Source organism: Streptomyces sp. R28, assembly GCF_041052385.1.
Taxonomy (GTDB): Bacteria; Actinomycetota; Actinomycetes; order Streptomycetales; family Streptomycetaceae; genus Streptomyces.
In genome coordinates, this window is the sequence record NZ_CP163439.1 from 7,834,315 (window position 1) to 7,849,349 (window position 15,035).

At 70.0% G+C, this 15,035-nt stretch carries 11 protein-coding genes; 1 reads left to right on the forward strand and 10 read right to left on the reverse strand.

Features of this window, described 5'->3' with window-relative positions; translation table 11 throughout:
- Positions 1-18: 18 nt before the first annotated feature.
- Entirely contained in the window at positions 19-1,290 is a 1,272-nt protein-coding gene (locus AB5J49_RS35170; protein WP_369172883.1) for a glycosyltransferase, read from the forward strand.
- 394 nt (positions 1,291-1,684) lie between these two features.
- Here AB5J49_RS35170 and AB5J49_RS35175 read toward each other — a convergent pair whose 3' ends face one another.
- From AB5J49_RS35175 to AB5J49_RS35220, 10 genes are all read right to left on the reverse strand, one after another.
- Complete coding sequence (locus tag AB5J49_RS35175; protein ID WP_369172884.1) at positions 1,685-3,025, reverse strand: activator-dependent family glycosyltransferase; 1,341 nt, start codon at positions 3,023-3,025, stop codon at positions 1,685-1,687.
- A 68-nt stretch (positions 3,026-3,093) separates the two neighbouring features.
- Positions 3,094-4,137: a polyprenyl synthetase family protein gene (locus tag AB5J49_RS35180; protein ID WP_369172885.1), complete on the reverse strand. Its 1,044-nt coding sequence runs from the start codon at positions 4,135-4,137 to the stop codon at positions 3,094-3,096.
- Positions 4,134-5,186: a terpene cyclase gene (locus AB5J49_RS35185; protein WP_369172886.1), complete on the reverse strand. Its 1,053-nt coding sequence runs from the start codon at positions 5,184-5,186 to the stop codon at positions 4,134-4,136. The genes AB5J49_RS35180 and AB5J49_RS35185 overlap by 4 nt, the downstream gene beginning before the upstream one ends.
- Entirely contained in the window at positions 5,183-6,583 is a 1,401-nt protein-coding gene (locus tag AB5J49_RS35190; RefSeq protein ID WP_369172887.1) for a cytochrome P450, read from the reverse strand. Before AB5J49_RS35190 ends, AB5J49_RS35185 begins: the two co-directional genes overlap by 4 nt.
- Positions 6,584-6,648: 65 nt before the next feature.
- Positions 6,649-8,091, reverse strand: a complete 1,443-nt coding sequence (locus tag AB5J49_RS35195; protein WP_369172888.1) for a cytochrome P450 — start codon at positions 8,089-8,091, stop codon at positions 6,649-6,651.
- A 44-nt stretch (positions 8,092-8,135) separates the two neighbouring features.
- Entirely contained in the window at positions 8,136-8,987 is an 852-nt protein-coding gene (locus tag AB5J49_RS35200) for a putative RNA methyltransferase (protein ID WP_369172889.1), read from the reverse strand.
- 92 nt (positions 8,988-9,079) lie between these two features.
- Positions 9,080-11,362 carry an NDP-hexose 2,3-dehydratase family protein gene (locus AB5J49_RS35205; protein WP_369172890.1) on the reverse strand — a complete coding sequence of 761 codons (2,283 nt, stop codon included), beginning with the start codon at positions 11,360-11,362 and terminating at the stop codon, positions 9,080-9,082.
- An 81-nt stretch (positions 11,363-11,443) separates the two neighbouring features.
- Positions 11,444-12,442: a dTDP-glucose 4,6-dehydratase gene (gene rfbB, locus AB5J49_RS35210; RefSeq protein WP_369172891.1), complete on the reverse strand. Its 999-nt coding sequence runs from the start codon at positions 12,440-12,442 to the stop codon at positions 11,444-11,446.
- A 33-nt stretch (positions 12,443-12,475) separates the two neighbouring features.
- Positions 12,476-13,363 (reverse strand): glucose-1-phosphate thymidylyltransferase RfbA, encoded by an 888-nt coding sequence (rfbA, locus tag AB5J49_RS35215; RefSeq protein WP_369172892.1) that lies wholly within the window; start codon positions 13,361-13,363, stop codon positions 12,476-12,478.
- 47 nt (positions 13,364-13,410) lie between these two features.
- Positions 13,411-14,610: a cytochrome P450 gene (locus tag AB5J49_RS35220; RefSeq protein ID WP_369172893.1), complete on the reverse strand. Its 1,200-nt coding sequence runs from the start codon at positions 14,608-14,610 to the stop codon at positions 13,411-13,413.
- Positions 14,611-15,035 lie beyond the last annotated feature (425 nt).

Genomic DNA, 15,035 nt, shown 5'->3' on the forward strand with positions numbered 1-15,035 from the left:
CGGGACCCGGAGGGCGGCATGCGCATAGCACTGCTCACCATGGGCTCGCGCGGCGACGTGCAGCCCTTCGTCGCACTGGGCAGCGGCCTGCGTGACCGCGGCCACCAGGTCGTGCTCGGTGCGCCCGAGGCCCTGCGTCCCCTGGTCGAGAAGGCCGGCCTGGAGCACCGCACCACCCCGGGTGATCCGGACGGCTTCTTCACCATGCCGGAGGTGAGGGAGGCGTTGCGCCGGGCGCCCTCCATGCGGAACCTCGTCAAGGCCCTTCCCAAGGCCCCCGAGGGCTATGACCAGCAGGTGCTCGACGAGATCGAGGCCGCCGCCGAGGGCGTGGACCTCGTGCTGCACTCACCGCTGACGGTGGCCGCCGCGTTCGGGACGTCCCGGGCGCCGTGGCTCTCCGCCTGCTGGTGGCCCAACACGGAGACGACCGCTTTCCCGGCGATCGAGTCGGGGCAGCGTCTGATGGGGCCGTTCACCGGGCTGTACAACCACTTCACCCACGTGCGGGCGGCCACCGAGGACTGGACGTGGCGCGGCCCCGAGATCGACGAGTACCGCGCACGGCGCGGCCTGCCGCCCTTCGGGGCGGACTCACCGCTGCGCCGGCTGGGTCGTGACCAGCCCCACCTGTACCCGTTCAGCCCGAGCGTTCTGCCGAAGCCCGCGGACTGGCCCGCACGCTGCCATGTCACCGGGTACTGGTTCTGGGACGAGCCCGGGTGGCAGCCGCCCGCGGGACTGGAGGACTTCCTGGCCGCCGGGACGCCGCCGGTCGCGCTCACGCTGGGCAGCACCTGGCCCGTGCACCGGCAGGACGAGACCCTTGAGTACGCGATCGCCGCGGCGCGGGGTGCCGGGCGCCGGCTCCTGGTGGTCGGCGGCCCGGACGGGGCGCTGCCCGACGACGTCTTCCGGCTGGCCGGTGCCGACTACTCCTGGCTGTTTCCGCGTACGGCCGCGGTGATCCATCACGGCGGATTCGGCACCACGGCCGACGTGCTGCGCGCGGGCGTGCCCCATGTCGTCGTGCCGGTGTTCGCGGACCATCCCTTCTGGGCGGCCCGGCTGCACCGGGCGGGGCTGGCCGGCCGGCCGGTGCCCATGCGCCGGATGAACCGGCGGGAGCTCGCCACGAGCGTGCTGCGGGCGGCGACCGACCCGGCCATGGCCGCGCGCGCCCGGCGGCTCGGGCGCGTCGTGTCGGCCGAACGCGGAGTCGACACCGCGTGCACGGTCATCGAGGAATGGGCCACGGCCAAGGGAAACAGGGCGTCGAGCGCCGGCTGAGAGCCCTCGGGGACGGGAGCGTGTCCGGCCGTCTCGTCGGATCGCCATGTCCGACTGGGGCGTTGGCGGCCGGCGGCCCCGATGCGGCGGCCGAGGTGCGCTGTCGGTCTGTCCGGCTGCGGCGTACGGCGGCCTGACCGGCCGAGGTGTTCGGCGGCCCGGCTGCCGCGGGGCCCGGGGGGAGCGTTCCGCCGTCCGCTACGACGACCGTGCCGTGATGGCCGGTGCCGTGATGGCGCGCAGGGCTCCGCCGGCCGCCACCCGGCCCGGTCGTCGGTGGCGTCGTCGGTCGGCCGCGTCGGCTCGGCTGCCGGGATGGGCCGCGACCGCTCGCCGCTGGGCCGCTCTCCGGCGACCGGGCTCGGGCCTGTCGTCTCGTAGGTTGCCGTCGGCGTCAGGGACGTGTGCCGCGCCGTTCCTCCGTCAGCTTCTCCAGCGTCGGGACCAGGGCGTTGGGGGTGGGCGCGTCGAGCATTTCCTGGCGCAGTCGGGCGGCCGATGTCCGGTAGGACGGCTCCGACAGGAGCCGGGCGAGTCCCGTGCGCAGAGTCTGCGCGGTCACCTCGGAGGCATGCAGATACGCGCCACCGCCCTGCGCGTCGAGCAGCGTGGCCTTCGTCCACAGGTCGGAGAAGCGGACCGGGAGCAGGAACTGGGGGACGCCGTGCAGCAGCGCCGCCGACCAGCCGCCGAATCCTCCGTGGTGGACGATCGCGGAACAACTCGGCAGCAGTGTGTGCAGCGGCACGAAGTCGACGACCCTGGTGTTGTCCGGCACCCGCAGCACGGCCTCCGTCTCGCGCGCGGGGAGCGCGGCGACGAACTCGATGTCGAGATCCGCCACGGCGTCCAGGACCTCCTGCACCGGCATGAACGAAGCACCGATGACCGCGGCCGACGAGTGTCCGGGCGTGAAGAACACCCGCGGCAGGCCGGAGGGCCGCCGTACCCAGTCCGGCTCCACCGACGGGCCGTTGTAGGGCACGTGGCGCACCGGGACGCGCTGGACGTGCGAGGGCAGCTGGACGCTCGCCGGATTCGGGTCGATCGTCCACTGACCGGTCGTCACCTCCTCGGCGAAGTCACCGCCATGACGCCCGAGGTGACCGGCCAGCCATGCGCCGAGCGGATCCGCACGCCGCTCCGGAGGCTGCTGTTCGCGCAGGTCGAGGAAGACCTCGCGCATCGTCGCGTAGATGTCCACGGACCACAGCAGCCGGGCGTGGGCCGCGCCCACCAACCGGGCCGCCACCGGCGCGGCGTACGTCAGCGGCGACCAGATCACCAGATCCGGCCGCCAGGCACGGGCCAGCTCCACCAGTTCGTCGACCATGCCGTCGTTGTAGACCCGGTACAGGTGCTCGACGTTGGCCTGGTACTTGGTCAGCACGCTCTGCCACGTCTGCCGTTCCGCACTCGGTTCGGACCAGTCGGCGACCTCGTTCTCCAGCAGCGCGTGCAGCGTGCGGTACAGCTCCCGCGCCTGCGCCCGGTCGTCCCGCTTGCGGGCGTCGTAGATCCGCGCGACCAGGTCCTGGTGCGCGGCGAACCCCTCGTACAGCCGGTGGTCGGAGCCCACGGGCACCGCGGTGAGGCCGGTGCGGGTGATCGCGCCGGTCAGCGACGGACTGCTCGCCATCCGCACCTCGTGCCCCGCCGTGCTCATCGCCCACGCCAGTGGAACCATGCTGTACATGTGCGATTTCTCGGAGACCGTGGCGAACAGCACGCGCATCGGTGAAGTCCCTCTCTCGTGAGTTCGACCCGCGCCGGCGCCGGGGCGGCGCCCCGGCCGGCCGCAGGTCAGCTGCTGCGGTGCGTGACGAGGTCCACCAGCGACCGCAGGCCCTGTGCCGCCCGCGCGTCGAGGGCCACCTCGGCCAGTCGGTCCAGGGCCATGGACTGCTGACGGGCCGCTTCCCGCTCGGCCCACCTGCGTCCGCCGGCCTCCTCGACCAGCGCGGTCGCCCGCACCACATCGGCGGACCGCATCGGACGCTCGTGGTGATACAGCTCGGCCAGCCGCCGGCCGGCCGGCGTGCCGCTGGACAGCGCCGCGACGACCGGCAGGGACTTCTTGCGCCGACGCAGGTCGGCCCCCACCGGCTTGCCGGTCGTCAGGCTGTCGCCCCAGATGCCCAGCAGATCGTCCACGAGCTGGAACGCCAGGCCCAGATGGTGACCGAAGCCCCGAAGGGCCTCCACCTGGGAGGCGGTGCCGTCGGCAGCCAGCGCGCCGAGCCCGCACGCGGCGGCGAACAGGGCCCCGGTCTTGCCCGCCGCCATGGCGAGGCACTCCTCCAGCCCCACATCGGTCCGCTCCTCGAACGCGAGGTCGGACCCCTGGCCGGAGACCAGCTCCAGCAGCGCCCGGCACAGCTCATCGACAGCGGCCGCGCACCGTGCGGGAGGCGGGGCGGCGGCCAACTCCCGCATCGCCAGGACCCATAGTGCGTCCCCGGTCAGCACGGCCTGGGCGCTGCCGAACACGGTCCAGGTGGCCGGGCGGCCCCGCCGGGTGGCGTCCTGGTCCATGACGTCGTCGTGGAGCACCGAGAAGTTGTGCACCAGCTCCAGCGCGGCGGCCGCCGGCAGCGCCGCCTCGACGGAACCGCCGAGGGCCTCCGCCCCGCCCAGCGCCAGCGCGCCCCTCAGTCCTTTGCCCCACCCGGCGTCGGTGGGTCGGCCCTCGGCGTCGCACCATCCGAAGTGATACCGGGCGACCGTGCGGACCGGCTCGCCCAGCCGGTCGAGTGCCGCGCGGATCCGTGGCTCGGTGAGCTCACCGGCCTGGCGCAGTATCTGCCATGGGTCCGTCGTGTGCGTCGTGCCGGCAGCCGTGGTCATCGCTCGGCCACCACCAGGTCCTGCTCCAGGTACGACGCGGGCTGCGGCACGGACGCGCCCGGCTGCGCGCGGTACCGCTTCGTACGGCTCGACCAGTCCAGGTTGCCGCGGATCCAGGTGCGCATGCCGCGGACGTACGGGACGAGCACGCCGGAGTGCTCCGGGTGCCGACGCAACAACCGCTCCTCGAGCGCCAGGAAGCGCCGGGTCTCGGCCGATGTGACCTCGCAGACATGGGACATGGCTCGCCGGCCGTCCAGCCCGCGGTGGTGCAGCACGACGTACACCAGGTTGTGCACCTCCCCGAGGGAACGTTCCTTCTCCAGTGAGTAGATGTCGTTGGTCCAGCACACGACGTTGCAGGCCGCGTCCAGTGCCTCCTGGAACTCCTCGCTGTCGTACACACCCACCGGCACCTCGAGGCGCTCCACGACCTCGACGAGGTCCATGCACACGTAGATCGCGCCGGTGTGACGCCGGTTCGCGATGTAGTCGTCCTCCTCGGGGACGACGCCTCGCACCCGGTTGCCCGCCTCCCAGACCGCCGCCGCGGTGAGGCATTCCTCCAGGTGCCGCACGAAGCGGTGCCGCCACGGTGCCGGCATCCCGGGCGCGGTGCGCCGCCACAGGTCCGCGAGCGAGGAGACCGCCGTCGGCAGATCCGTCCGGCGGGCAGCGGCAGCACCGTGGTCGGCGCTCTCCAGGACGGCGCGCATCCCGGCGACCACCCGTGCCGCGTGCTCGGTGTCGCGGCCGAAGTCACCGTCGTCGAGCTGGTCGTCGACCAGGAACAGCCAGGCGAACCAGTCCGCCATCAGCGCGATCCGGTCCTCGTCGGCCGTCGGGTAGACCACCGACGCGAACCAGCCGAAGTCCGCGTGCTCGAACCGCCGCCTGGCCGATTCCCGCTGGATCAGTCCGACCGTGCCCACCCAGTGGCTCAGATGCCGACGGGCCTGCTCGGCGTGCGGGTTCACCCGGTGCGGGAAGGGACAGAAGAGCTCGGGTATGTCCGCCTGCGTGACGGCGTCGGGCGCTTCGCCGGTCATCGGCGCTCCTCCAGTCGTAAGTGGATACCGCCCTTTGGGTGCAGCGTGATCAGCGCCTCGGGCACCACCTCGGTCGTGGCATGGGGCAGGGTCAGCCGGTACCGGCGGGCCACCGTCGCCAGGACCAGGATCAGTTCGGTGAGCGCGAAGTGCTTGCCGATGCAGATCCGGTGCCCGGCCCCGAACGGCGTGTAGACGTGCTTGGGGCGGGCCGCGATCGCCTCGGGGGTGAACCGCTCGGGCACGAAGCGCTCTGGGTCCGGCCAGAAGTCCGGGTGCCGGTGCAGGAAGTAGCTGTTGATCAGGAGGTTGGTGTGGGCCGGGATCCGGTATCCGCCGACGGTGTCCTCCTCACGCGCCCTGCGCATGAACTGGTAGGCCGGCGAGTAGATCCGCAGTGTCTCGTCGATCACCATCCGGGTGTACGGCAGCCGGGGCAGGTCCTCGAAGGACGGAACCGACCGGTCGCCCAGGGCGGCGTCGACCTCGGCGTGCAGCCGGGCCTCGACCTCCGGGTGCCGGGCGAGCAGATAGAACGCCCAGGACAGGGTGTTGGTCGTGGTCTCGTAGGCGCCGATGCAGATGTTCAGCACCTCGTGGTGCAGCTGCTCCAGCTCCATGCCCTCGCCGTCCTCCTCGTCCACCGAGTGGAGCAGCAGGGTCAGGAGGTCGGCGTCCTCACCCGTGGGCGCGTCGCCCGCCAGCCGCGCCCGGACGAAGGTGGACACGAAGGTGTCCATCTCGTCGATCGCCCGGTGCAGCTTCCGGTTGCGGCGCGTCGGGACGCTCAGCGGCGGGAACGGGAAGCGGAAGAACGCGCCCAGGATGGCGTTGGCCGTCCCGAAAGCCCGCTCGAACGCCTGCGCCGTCGCACCGACCTCGGCGCTGAACAGCGAGCGGTTGACGATCCGCAGCGCGAGCTGGCCGATCTCGTCGGTGACGTCCAGGACCTCGGCGGTACGCCGCTCCCAGCCCTGGAGCATCCGCACGGTCTCGTCGGTCATGTTGCGCGCGAAGTTGGCGACCGTGCGCGGGGTGAAGTGCGGAGCCATCATGCGCCGCTGTCGGCGCCACAGGTCCATGTCGGCGTTGGCTATCAGTCCCTGCCGAAGCACCGGCCGGACCACCCGGAAGAGCACCGCGTCCTTGTCGTAGTTCTCGCCGTTCTCGACCAGGATGTGCCGGATGTGCTCCGGGTGGTTGACCAGCACGATGGGAATGCCCAGCGGCCGGAACCGGAGGATGTCGCCGTACCGGTCGAGACCGGCTCTCAGGAAGCCGAGTTGGTCCTTGCGGAAGGCCAGCACCCCGCCGATGCCGTCCCTGCGCCGGATCGTCGGGACTTCCCGGGTACCGGGCGGCCGGCCCACGGCGGGCGCGGTCGGGTGTGAGGACATCGGCTCCCCGTTCGTCGATGTGGTCTGGGCTTTGGTCCGAGCGGTGCCGCCGCGGTCGCGGTCGGTCACCGGGGGGTGAGGTGCAGGTGTATCCCGCCCCGGGGATGCAGGGTCACGAGAGGAGAGAACCCGACCGGCGGCTGCCCCGCGGGCACCGTGACGGTGAAGGACTGCGCGAGCATCGCCGTGATGATGTGAATCTCGGTCAGCGCGAAGTACTTGCCGATGCAGTGGCGGGGCCCGCTGCCGAAAGGTTGGTACACATTGCGGGGCCGCTTCGCCGTGTTCTCGGGGGTGAAACGCTCCGGGTCGAAACGCTCCGGGTCGGGCCAGAACTCCGGATGGCGGTGGTAGGTGAGGAAGTTGAGATAGACGCTCGACCCCCGGGGGATGTGATATCCGCCGATCTCGTCGTCGCGCAGAGCCCGTCGCATCGTCTGCCAGGCGGGGGTGTGCAACCGCAGGGTCTCGTCGATGACCATACGGGTGTAGGGCAGTTCCGTCAGGGAATCGAAGGTCGGTGACTGCCCCTGCAGAACCTCGTCGACTTCCTGTTGTACGCGGCTCTGGATTTCCGGATGCCTGGCCAGCCGGTAGAACACCCAGGCGATCGAATGGCTGGATGTCTCGTAACCCGACACGATGGTGGAGAGAATCTCACCGAGCAGTTCCTGCTGGGTGAAGCCCGCACCGTCGTGGCCGTGCGTCGCGTTCAGCAGCGCGGCGAACAGGTCACGCCGCTCGTCCGTCTCGGTCCGCCGGTCCCGGATCAGCCGATCGACGAAGTCGTCCATCTCCCGGATGAGCGCGCGCAGCCGAGGGCGCCGGTCCAGCGGCGGGAAGGGCATCCGGAAGAAGTTGCCGACGATCGTGTTCAGTTCGAGGAAGTTCCGCTCGAACGCTTTGACGTCCGCTGTGGACTCCACGCCGAAGAGCGAGCGCAGGACGATCTGCAGGGCGAGATCCCCGATGTCGCCGGAGACGTCCACGACCGCACCGGGTTCGCTCCGGTCCGCCCACCTGCGCAGCAGATCCCCGGTCAGCTCGGTCATGCCGGACGTGAAGTCGACGATGCTGCCCCGGTTGAAGGAAGGCTGCATCATCCGGCGCCGTACACGCCAGGACTCTCCGCCCGGATTGGACACCAGCCCACCCCGGAACACGGTCTGTACCGCGCGGTAGAGGAAATTGTCCTTGTCGTAGTTGGCGTGATCGTCCACCAGTACATGCTGGAAATAATCAGGGTGGTTGATCAGGACCATGGGAATCCCGCCCAACCGCATGCGGACGATGTCCCCCTGGGCAGCGGCGTGCTGGATGAAACCCAATTGATTACGGCGTGCGGCCAGAATCCCCGACACATTGTCCCGGAGACCGAGTCTCGGTAATGAGGAATTCTTGCGGGCGCCCTTACCGCGTGTCAGTGCGGTCATTCCATACCCCCGATACAGGATGCGGCGACCTGGTCTCCGACAGCCTGTCAGCCCGTTCTTTTCGATGTCGATCAACGGCTGGGCGGTATGTCAGGTGTATCGGGGCGCCCCCGGGGCGGTCACGCCGACGGCCGGTACGCGGTCAGCGTGACGGAGAGCGTGACGTCGCAGGGCTCCGGCAGCAGCGAGACGCGCTCCGCAAGCCGCATGCTGTCCTGATGCCAGGCGTTGGGACCCATCCCCACCAGCTGAGGCAGGGCCTTGTGGTCCAACGTCATGGTGCTGCGCAGCCGCTGCCTGGCCACCTCGGTGAAGTGTCCGGCGAACCGGTCGGCCAGCCGCTCGTCCTTCTGGTCGTCCACCCGCATCAGCCCGAGGGCGTCCACCAGCTCACGCAGGTGGCCGGGCTGGGGCGTCACCACCAGGAGAACCCCGTCCCGACGCAGGATCCGCCGCAGCTCGACCGGGTTGCGCGGCGCGAAGACGTTGAGGATCACTGACGCTGCCTCGTCGCCGAACGGCAGCCTGTCCCAGGCGTCGGCCACGACCGCGCTGATCCGGGGATGCGCCCGTGCGGCCCTGCGGGCGGCGAACTTGGAGATGTCGAGCAGGATGCCCTCACGGTCCGGGAACTCCGACACCACCCGAGCGTGGTAGTAACCCGTGCCGCCGCCGATGTCGACGACGCAGCCGGGGTCCCCGGACACCGTGGCCGGCGCCGTCTCGCGCGCCAGCGTGGCCAGTGCCTCCGCGATCGGGGCGTAGTGGCCGCAGGCCAGGAAGTCCGCGCGGTCCGCGACCATGTCGGCGGTGTCCGCGCTGAACTTGGCGGCGCCGCGCAACAGGTTCACATAGCCCTGCTTCGCCACGTCGAAGCTGTGCTTCTGGGAACAGAGCAGCGTGCTGTTGACCATCGTCATCGTGGCGGAGCAGTGAGGACACCGAAGGTATCGAATCGCATCGTTCCGCATGGTGTCCCCCGGTGCCGCTGTTGTCGTAGCCGAAGCCAAGCCTAAGCAATGCGCACGCAGGTGCCGCTCAGGGGCCGTCCGTCGGACGCGGGTCAGTACAGCGTGTGCGCGCAGGCCAGCAGGGTGCGCAGTTCGATGTTGAGGTAGTTGCCGTGCGCCAGCAGGCCCGAAAGCTGACCCAGTGTCAGCCAGGCGAAGTCGTCCGGCGCGTCCTCGGGGAAGTCCGGCGGGACCTCCACGATCGCGTAGCGGTTCTGCGCGTGGAAGAAGCGCCCGCCCTCCTCGGACTGGACCGCGTCGTAGCGGAAGCGGTCCGCGGGCGCGGACTCCACCTGCTCCAGATACGGCGGGTACGGCGCCCCGCCCGGGCCGGTGTGCTCCAGCGGCCGGCACTGGACCGTGGGGGCCAGCTCGGCGACGTTCAGGTGCCCGACGTCCACCCGTGCCTGGACCAGCGCGTGCAGGACGCCGTCGATGGGCTTGACCAGCAGCGCCATCAGGCCCGGCACCCGCGGCTCGATGAGCGGCTGGGTCCAGGAGGCGACCTCCCGATTGCTCGCGGTGACCTCTGCGGCCATGACCCGGAAGTGGCGTCCGCTCTCGTGAGCGATCTCGTCCGGCGCGCGGTACCAGCCGTGCTCCTTCACCGAGTCGAGCGGCACCCTGTTCTGCACCAGTTCCCGCATGGCTCGCACACCCGTGAACCAGGTGAGGAACTCGGCCGCAGTGTGCCGCGCATGCGCCGGCGAACCGAACCAGGACCGGTGCACCGGGTCCGACGCCTCGGCGTCGGCACCGGCCGTGGGCAGACAGGCCAGGATCGACCGGGCGTCCATGTTGACCACGTTGTCCAGCCGTAGCAGCCGACGGATCTGACCCAGGGTCAGCCAGCGAAAGTCCTCACCGATGTCCAGGTCGTCGTCCGGCGCCAACTCGACGATCATGTTGCGGTTGCGCTTGGCCAGGAACCAGTCGGCCTGCTCCGACTGGATGGAGTCGACCAGGACGCGTGCCTTGCCCGGTCCCATGAACAGGTCCAGGAACCGGATGTGGCGCCCCCGGTGCACCCCGGTGAAGTTGCTGCGGGTGGCCTGCACGGTCGGCGAGACCTGCAGGACGTTGACGTTGCCCGGTTCCATCTTGGCCTGCATCAGGAAGTGCAGCACGCCGTCGATCTCCCGGGCCACGATGCCGAGCAACCCCACCTCCGGCTGCACGATGATCGGCTGCGCCCAGCCCCGCTCGGGCATCCGGTCCGTGCGCACATGCAGCCCCTCCACGGTGAAGAAGCGGCCCGAGGCGTGCTGGAGGTTGCCGGTACCGGGGTGGGAACTCCAGCCCCGCAACTCCCCGAAGGGGATACGGGAGACGTCGAAGTGTCCCGCGCGCAGTCGTTCGGCCAGCCAGTCGGTGACCCCCTCGAACGACGTGACCGGACTGTCGTCGGCCCGTGCCGAGCCCCGAATGCGGCGAGCGGTCTCCGCAGCGTCGGCGGGACTGGCCGCGTGCTCAGGGCGCCCCGTCGGGCGCTGAGCCGCGGGGCGCTGAGCCGCGGAGCGAACGGCCGCCGTGCGCCCGGCCACCGTGTCGGTGAGCGCCCGGGTGACGGTCCGGCACACGTCGTCGATCCGGTCGTTCAGATAGAAGTGGCCGCCGGGGAAGGCATGCAGCGCGAAGGGGCCCGTGGTCAGCGTCTGCCAGGCGCGCGCCTCCTCCAGCGGAACATTCGGATCCCGGTCGCCGGTGAGCACGGTCACCGGGCAGTCCAGGGCACGGCCGGGAACGTACTCGTACGTGCCGGCCGCACGGTAGTCGTTGCGGATCGCGGGCAGCGCCATCCGCAGCAGTTCCTCGTCCTGCAGCACGGCGGCGTCGGTGCCCTCGAGCCCGGCGACCTCGGCGATCAGCGCTTCGTCGTCGAGGAGGTGCGCGACGTCCCGGCGGCGTACCGTCGGCGCACGGCGACCCGACACCAGCAGGTGGACCGGGAGGCCCGCATCGAGGTCCCGCAGCCGGCGCGCGACCTCGAAGGCGACCGTGGCGCCCATGCTGTGCCCGAACAGCGCCAGCGGACGGTCGGTCCAGCGTCCGAGCTCCGGCAGCACCTGCTCCACCAGTCCGGCGACGGAGGGGATGAACGGCTCGTGCCTGCGGTCCTGGCGGCCCGGGTACTGCACCGCCAGCACCTCCACCGTCTCGCCCAGGCCCCGTGCCAGGGACACAAAGGCGGTGGCCGCCCCGCCGGCGTGCGGAAAGCACACCAGGCGCAGCTGCGGATCCCGCACCGGGTGGTAACGGCGGACCCACAGGCCCTCGTCCGGGTGACCGGCCGGGGACAGGGCTCCGGAAACGGGTGGTGCGGGACGGGTACTCACGGCGGATGCAGCTCCTCGCGGTCGGTGGACCGCTGTCCGGGACGGCGCGTCGGGTGGTGGGCGTCGGGGTGGGGATCGCGGTCAGTGCGGGCTCCGGACCTCCTGCGCGGCCTTCTTCAGCGGCTCCCACCACGAGCGGTTCTCCGCGTACCAGCGCACGGTGTCGGCCAGCCCCGTCGCGAAGTCCGTGCGCGGGGCGTATCCCAGCTCACCCGCGATCTTGCCGATGTCCAGCGCGTACCGCAGATCGTGCCCCGGCCGATCGGTGACCCGGCGCACCGACGAGGCGTCGGCACCGCACAACCGCAACAGCCGCTCCGTCAGCTGCCGGTTGGTCAGCTCGGTGCCCCCGCCGATGTGGTACACCTCGCCGGCGCGGCCACCGGTCGCCACCAGCCGGATCCCCTGGCAGTGGTCGTCCACGTGCAGCCAGTCCCGGCTGTTGCCGCCGTCGCCGTACAGCGGCACCGTCAGGCCGTCCATCAGGTGGGTGGCGAAGAGCGGTATGACCTTCTCGGGGTGCTGGTACGGCCCGTAGTTGTTGGAGCAGCGGGTGACGACGACCGGCAGTCCGTACGTGCGGTGGTAGGCCAGGGCGAGGAGGTCCGACGCCGCCTTGGAAGCGGCGTACGGCGAGTTGGGCGCCAGTGGCTGGTCCTCGCGCCACGTCCCGCGGGCGATCGAACCGTACACCTCGTCCGTGGAGACGTGGACGAACCGGCCCACCCGCGCTTCCACCGCGGCCTGCAGGAGCGTGCGGGTACCGTCGACATTCGTCTCGACGAACGCCGACGCGTCGGCGATGGAGCGGTCCACATGTGATTCCGCCGCGAAGTGGACGACGATGTCCGCACCGCGCATGACCCGGGCCATCACGTCCGCGTCCCGGATGTCGGCGTGCACGAACTCCAGCGACGGATCGTCCGCGACCGGGTCCAGGTTGGCCAGATGGCCGGCGTAGGTCAGCTTGTCCACCACCACCGTCCGCGCCCCCGCGAGGTCCGGATACGCCCCGGTCAGCAGTTGTCTGACGAAGTGCGAGCCGATGAAGCCCGCCCCGCCGGTGACCAGCAGGCGCATGGGAGCACGGACCTTTCTACGAGGGGAAGCGGGCTAGGCGGCCGGGCCGGTCATGTGCGCCTCGGCGACGTCCATCAAGTACTCGCCGTAGCTGGAGCTTTCCAGCTCACGACCGAGCTCATGACACTGCTGGGGATCGATGAACCCCATCCGCAGCGCGATCTCCTCGATACAGGAGATCCGCACACCCTGACGCTGTTCCAGGAGCTGGACGTACTGTCCGGCCTGGAGCAACGAGCCGTGCGTGCCCATGTCCAGCCAGGCGAAGCCCCGGCCGAGTTCGGTCATCCGGGCCCGGCCCTGCTCCAGATACACCTTGTTGACGTCGGTGATCTCCAGCTCACCCCGCGCCGAGGGAGTCAGTCGCCGGGCGATGTCCACGACGCCGCTGTCGTAGAAGTACAGGCCGGTCACCGCGAGATGGGAACGGGGCTTCGCCGGCTTCTCCTCCAGGGACACCAGCCGGCCTTCGGCGTCGACCTCGCCGACGCCGTAGCGCCGGGGGTCCTTCACCGGATAGCCGAACAGCTCGCAGCCGTCCAGCCGCGCCGCGCTCGCGGCGAGCACGGAGGAGAAACCCGGCCCGTGGAAGACGTTGTCGCCCAGGATGAGTGCCACCGGATCGTCACCGATGTGCTCTTCGCCGATGAGCAGCGCCTCGGCTATGCCTCTGGGCTCCTCCTGCTCGGCGTACTCGACGCTGATTCCGATACGGCTGCCGTCGCCCAGCAGCACACGGAACATCTCCAGATGCGCCTTCGAGGTGATGATCTGGATGTCCCGGATCCCCGCCAGCATGAGCACGGAGAGCGGGTAGTAGATCATGGGCTTGTCGTAGACGGGCAGCAGCTGTTTGGACAGCGCCCCGGTCAGGGGACGCAGCCGGGTGCCCCTGCCGCCGGCCAGAATGATGCCTTTCATGGGCCGTCGGCCCGCGGGAATCCTCGTCATGGAATGGGCCGCCCGGATCAGGAGCGCGTCACCAGAACGGGAAGGTGACGAGGCGTGAGCTGATCCGCGTCGTAGAACTCCACCCGCTCGTGGTCGAGGCGGTAGCCGGTGAACTCGTCCAGGACGAGGTCCAGGAACACCTTGGCCTCCTGCCTGGCGAGAAACGCCCCAAGACAGTGGTGGATACCGTGTCCGAACGCCATGTGTTTGTTGGCGCTCCGACGAAGGTCGAACCGGTCCGGCTCCGGGAAATGGGAACCGTCACGATTGGCCGAGGCGCTCCAGGCGATCACCATCTGATGCGCCTTCATGGGGTGACCGAGTATCTCCGTGTCCTCCTTCAGCAACCGGAAGATGTTGTTGAAAGGACTGCGGTAGCGCAGCGTCTCCTCGATCGCACCGGGAATCAGGGACCGGTCGGCCCGCAGTTCCTCCTGAGCCTGCGGATGCTCGTCCAGGACCAGGAAGAGATTCCCCAGCAGAGTGGCACTCGAAATATGACCGGCGGTCAGCAGCAGCGCCACGATGTTCACGATCTGCTCGTCCGTCAGCCGCTGCCCCTCGGCCTCCGCCTCGATCAGCCCGCTCATCAGATCGTCGGCCGGCTCCGCGCGCTTCTTCGCGATCTGCGCGTACAGATAGTCCGACCACTCCTTGATGGCCGGCCCCATCGTCTCCGCGAAGTCGTCGGGCAGATTCGGGTATTCCAGTCCCTCGTTGTTGAGGATGACATCCACCCACTCCCGGAACAGATCCCGGTCCTCGGCCGGAATCCCCAGCAGTTCGGCGATGACGATGACCGGCAGCGGGTACGCCATGTCGCTCACCACGTCCAGCCGGTCCCTGTCGCGCAGATTCCCCAGCAACTCGCGGCTGATCTCCTCGATCCGCCCCTCCAGCCGGGCGATGCGGCGAGGCGTGAACGCCTGCGACACCAGCTTGCGCAACGGCCCGTGCCGGGGGGGATCGATGCCGCCGAACGTACCCGGGCCCATCAGGAGGGCCAGCTCCTCGGGCACCGGGAACACCGGAGAGAAGTCCGACGAGAACAACTGGGGGTTGGTGGAAACGGTGAGGTAGTCCTCGTAGCGGAAAACCTGCCACGCCTGACGGGACTCGTCCCAGAACACCGGCGCCTCCGCCCGGCACCGGGCGAACCACGCCAGCAGTTGCCGCGCGTCGGCGTCCGTCGGCTGGGCGAGCGGATGGACGGACATGTCTGTCTCCGTCCCCGAACCGTCTGCGGTGTCCCTGGTCTGCGTCGTCATCTCGACTCTCTCGTGGGGGCTGTGTCTCTCGTAGGAGGCTGGGTCTTACGGCTGTCCATTACGAAAGTCAATGTGGTGAATGTGCGAGAGCGGTGAATGCCTGAGGGGGGTATGCCTGACATTGGTGTATGCCTGAGATCGGTGTATGCCTGAGATCGGCGTATGGCGGAGGGTGATCTGGTCCTGCACCTCGCATTTCCGCGCGGGCAAGGCAATGCGGTGACCAGTCAACGCCATAGGGGCGCTGAGAATTGCCGTGCAATGCGATGCAATGCCGAGAAAGCTAGACGGCAGCCTTCTCGGTCCGCAAGGCGGGACCTGACATAGTGCCCGGGGCGCGTCCCACCAGCAGCGATGGGCATCTCCAAGTCCCG

Excerpts from the sequence above, each read along its gene's own strand:
- AB5J49_RS35180 (WP_369172885.1), bottom strand. The coding sequence starts at position 4,137 with ATGACCACGGCTGCCGGCACGACGCACACGACGGACCCATGGCAGATA.
- AB5J49_RS35170 (WP_369172883.1), top strand. The coding sequence starts at position 19 with ATGCGCATAGCACTGCTCACCATGGGCTCGCGCGGCGACGTGCAGCCC.
- rfbA (WP_369172892.1), bottom strand. The coding sequence starts at position 13,363 with ATGAAAGGCATCATTCTGGCCGGCGGCAGGGGCACCCGGCTGCGTCCC.
- rfbB (WP_369172891.1), bottom strand. The coding sequence starts at position 12,442 with ATGCGCCTGCTGGTCACCGGCGGGGCGGGCTTCATCGGCTCGCACTTC.
- AB5J49_RS35190 (WP_369172887.1), bottom strand. The coding sequence starts at position 6,583 with ATGTCCTCACACCCGACCGCGCCCGCCGTGGGCCGGCCGCCCGGTACC.
- AB5J49_RS35220 (WP_369172893.1), bottom strand. The coding sequence starts at position 14,610 with ATGTCCGTCCATCCGCTCGCCCAGCCGACGGACGCCGACGCGCGGCAA.
- AB5J49_RS35200 (WP_369172889.1), bottom strand. The coding sequence starts at position 8,987 with ATGCGGAACGATGCGATTCGATACCTTCGGTGTCCTCACTGCTCCGCC.
- AB5J49_RS35185 (WP_369172886.1), bottom strand. The coding sequence starts at position 5,186 with ATGACCGGCGAAGCGCCCGACGCCGTCACGCAGGCGGACATACCCGAG.
- AB5J49_RS35175 (WP_369172884.1), bottom strand. The coding sequence starts at position 3,025 with ATGCGCGTGCTGTTCGCCACGGTCTCCGAGAAATCGCACATGTACAGC.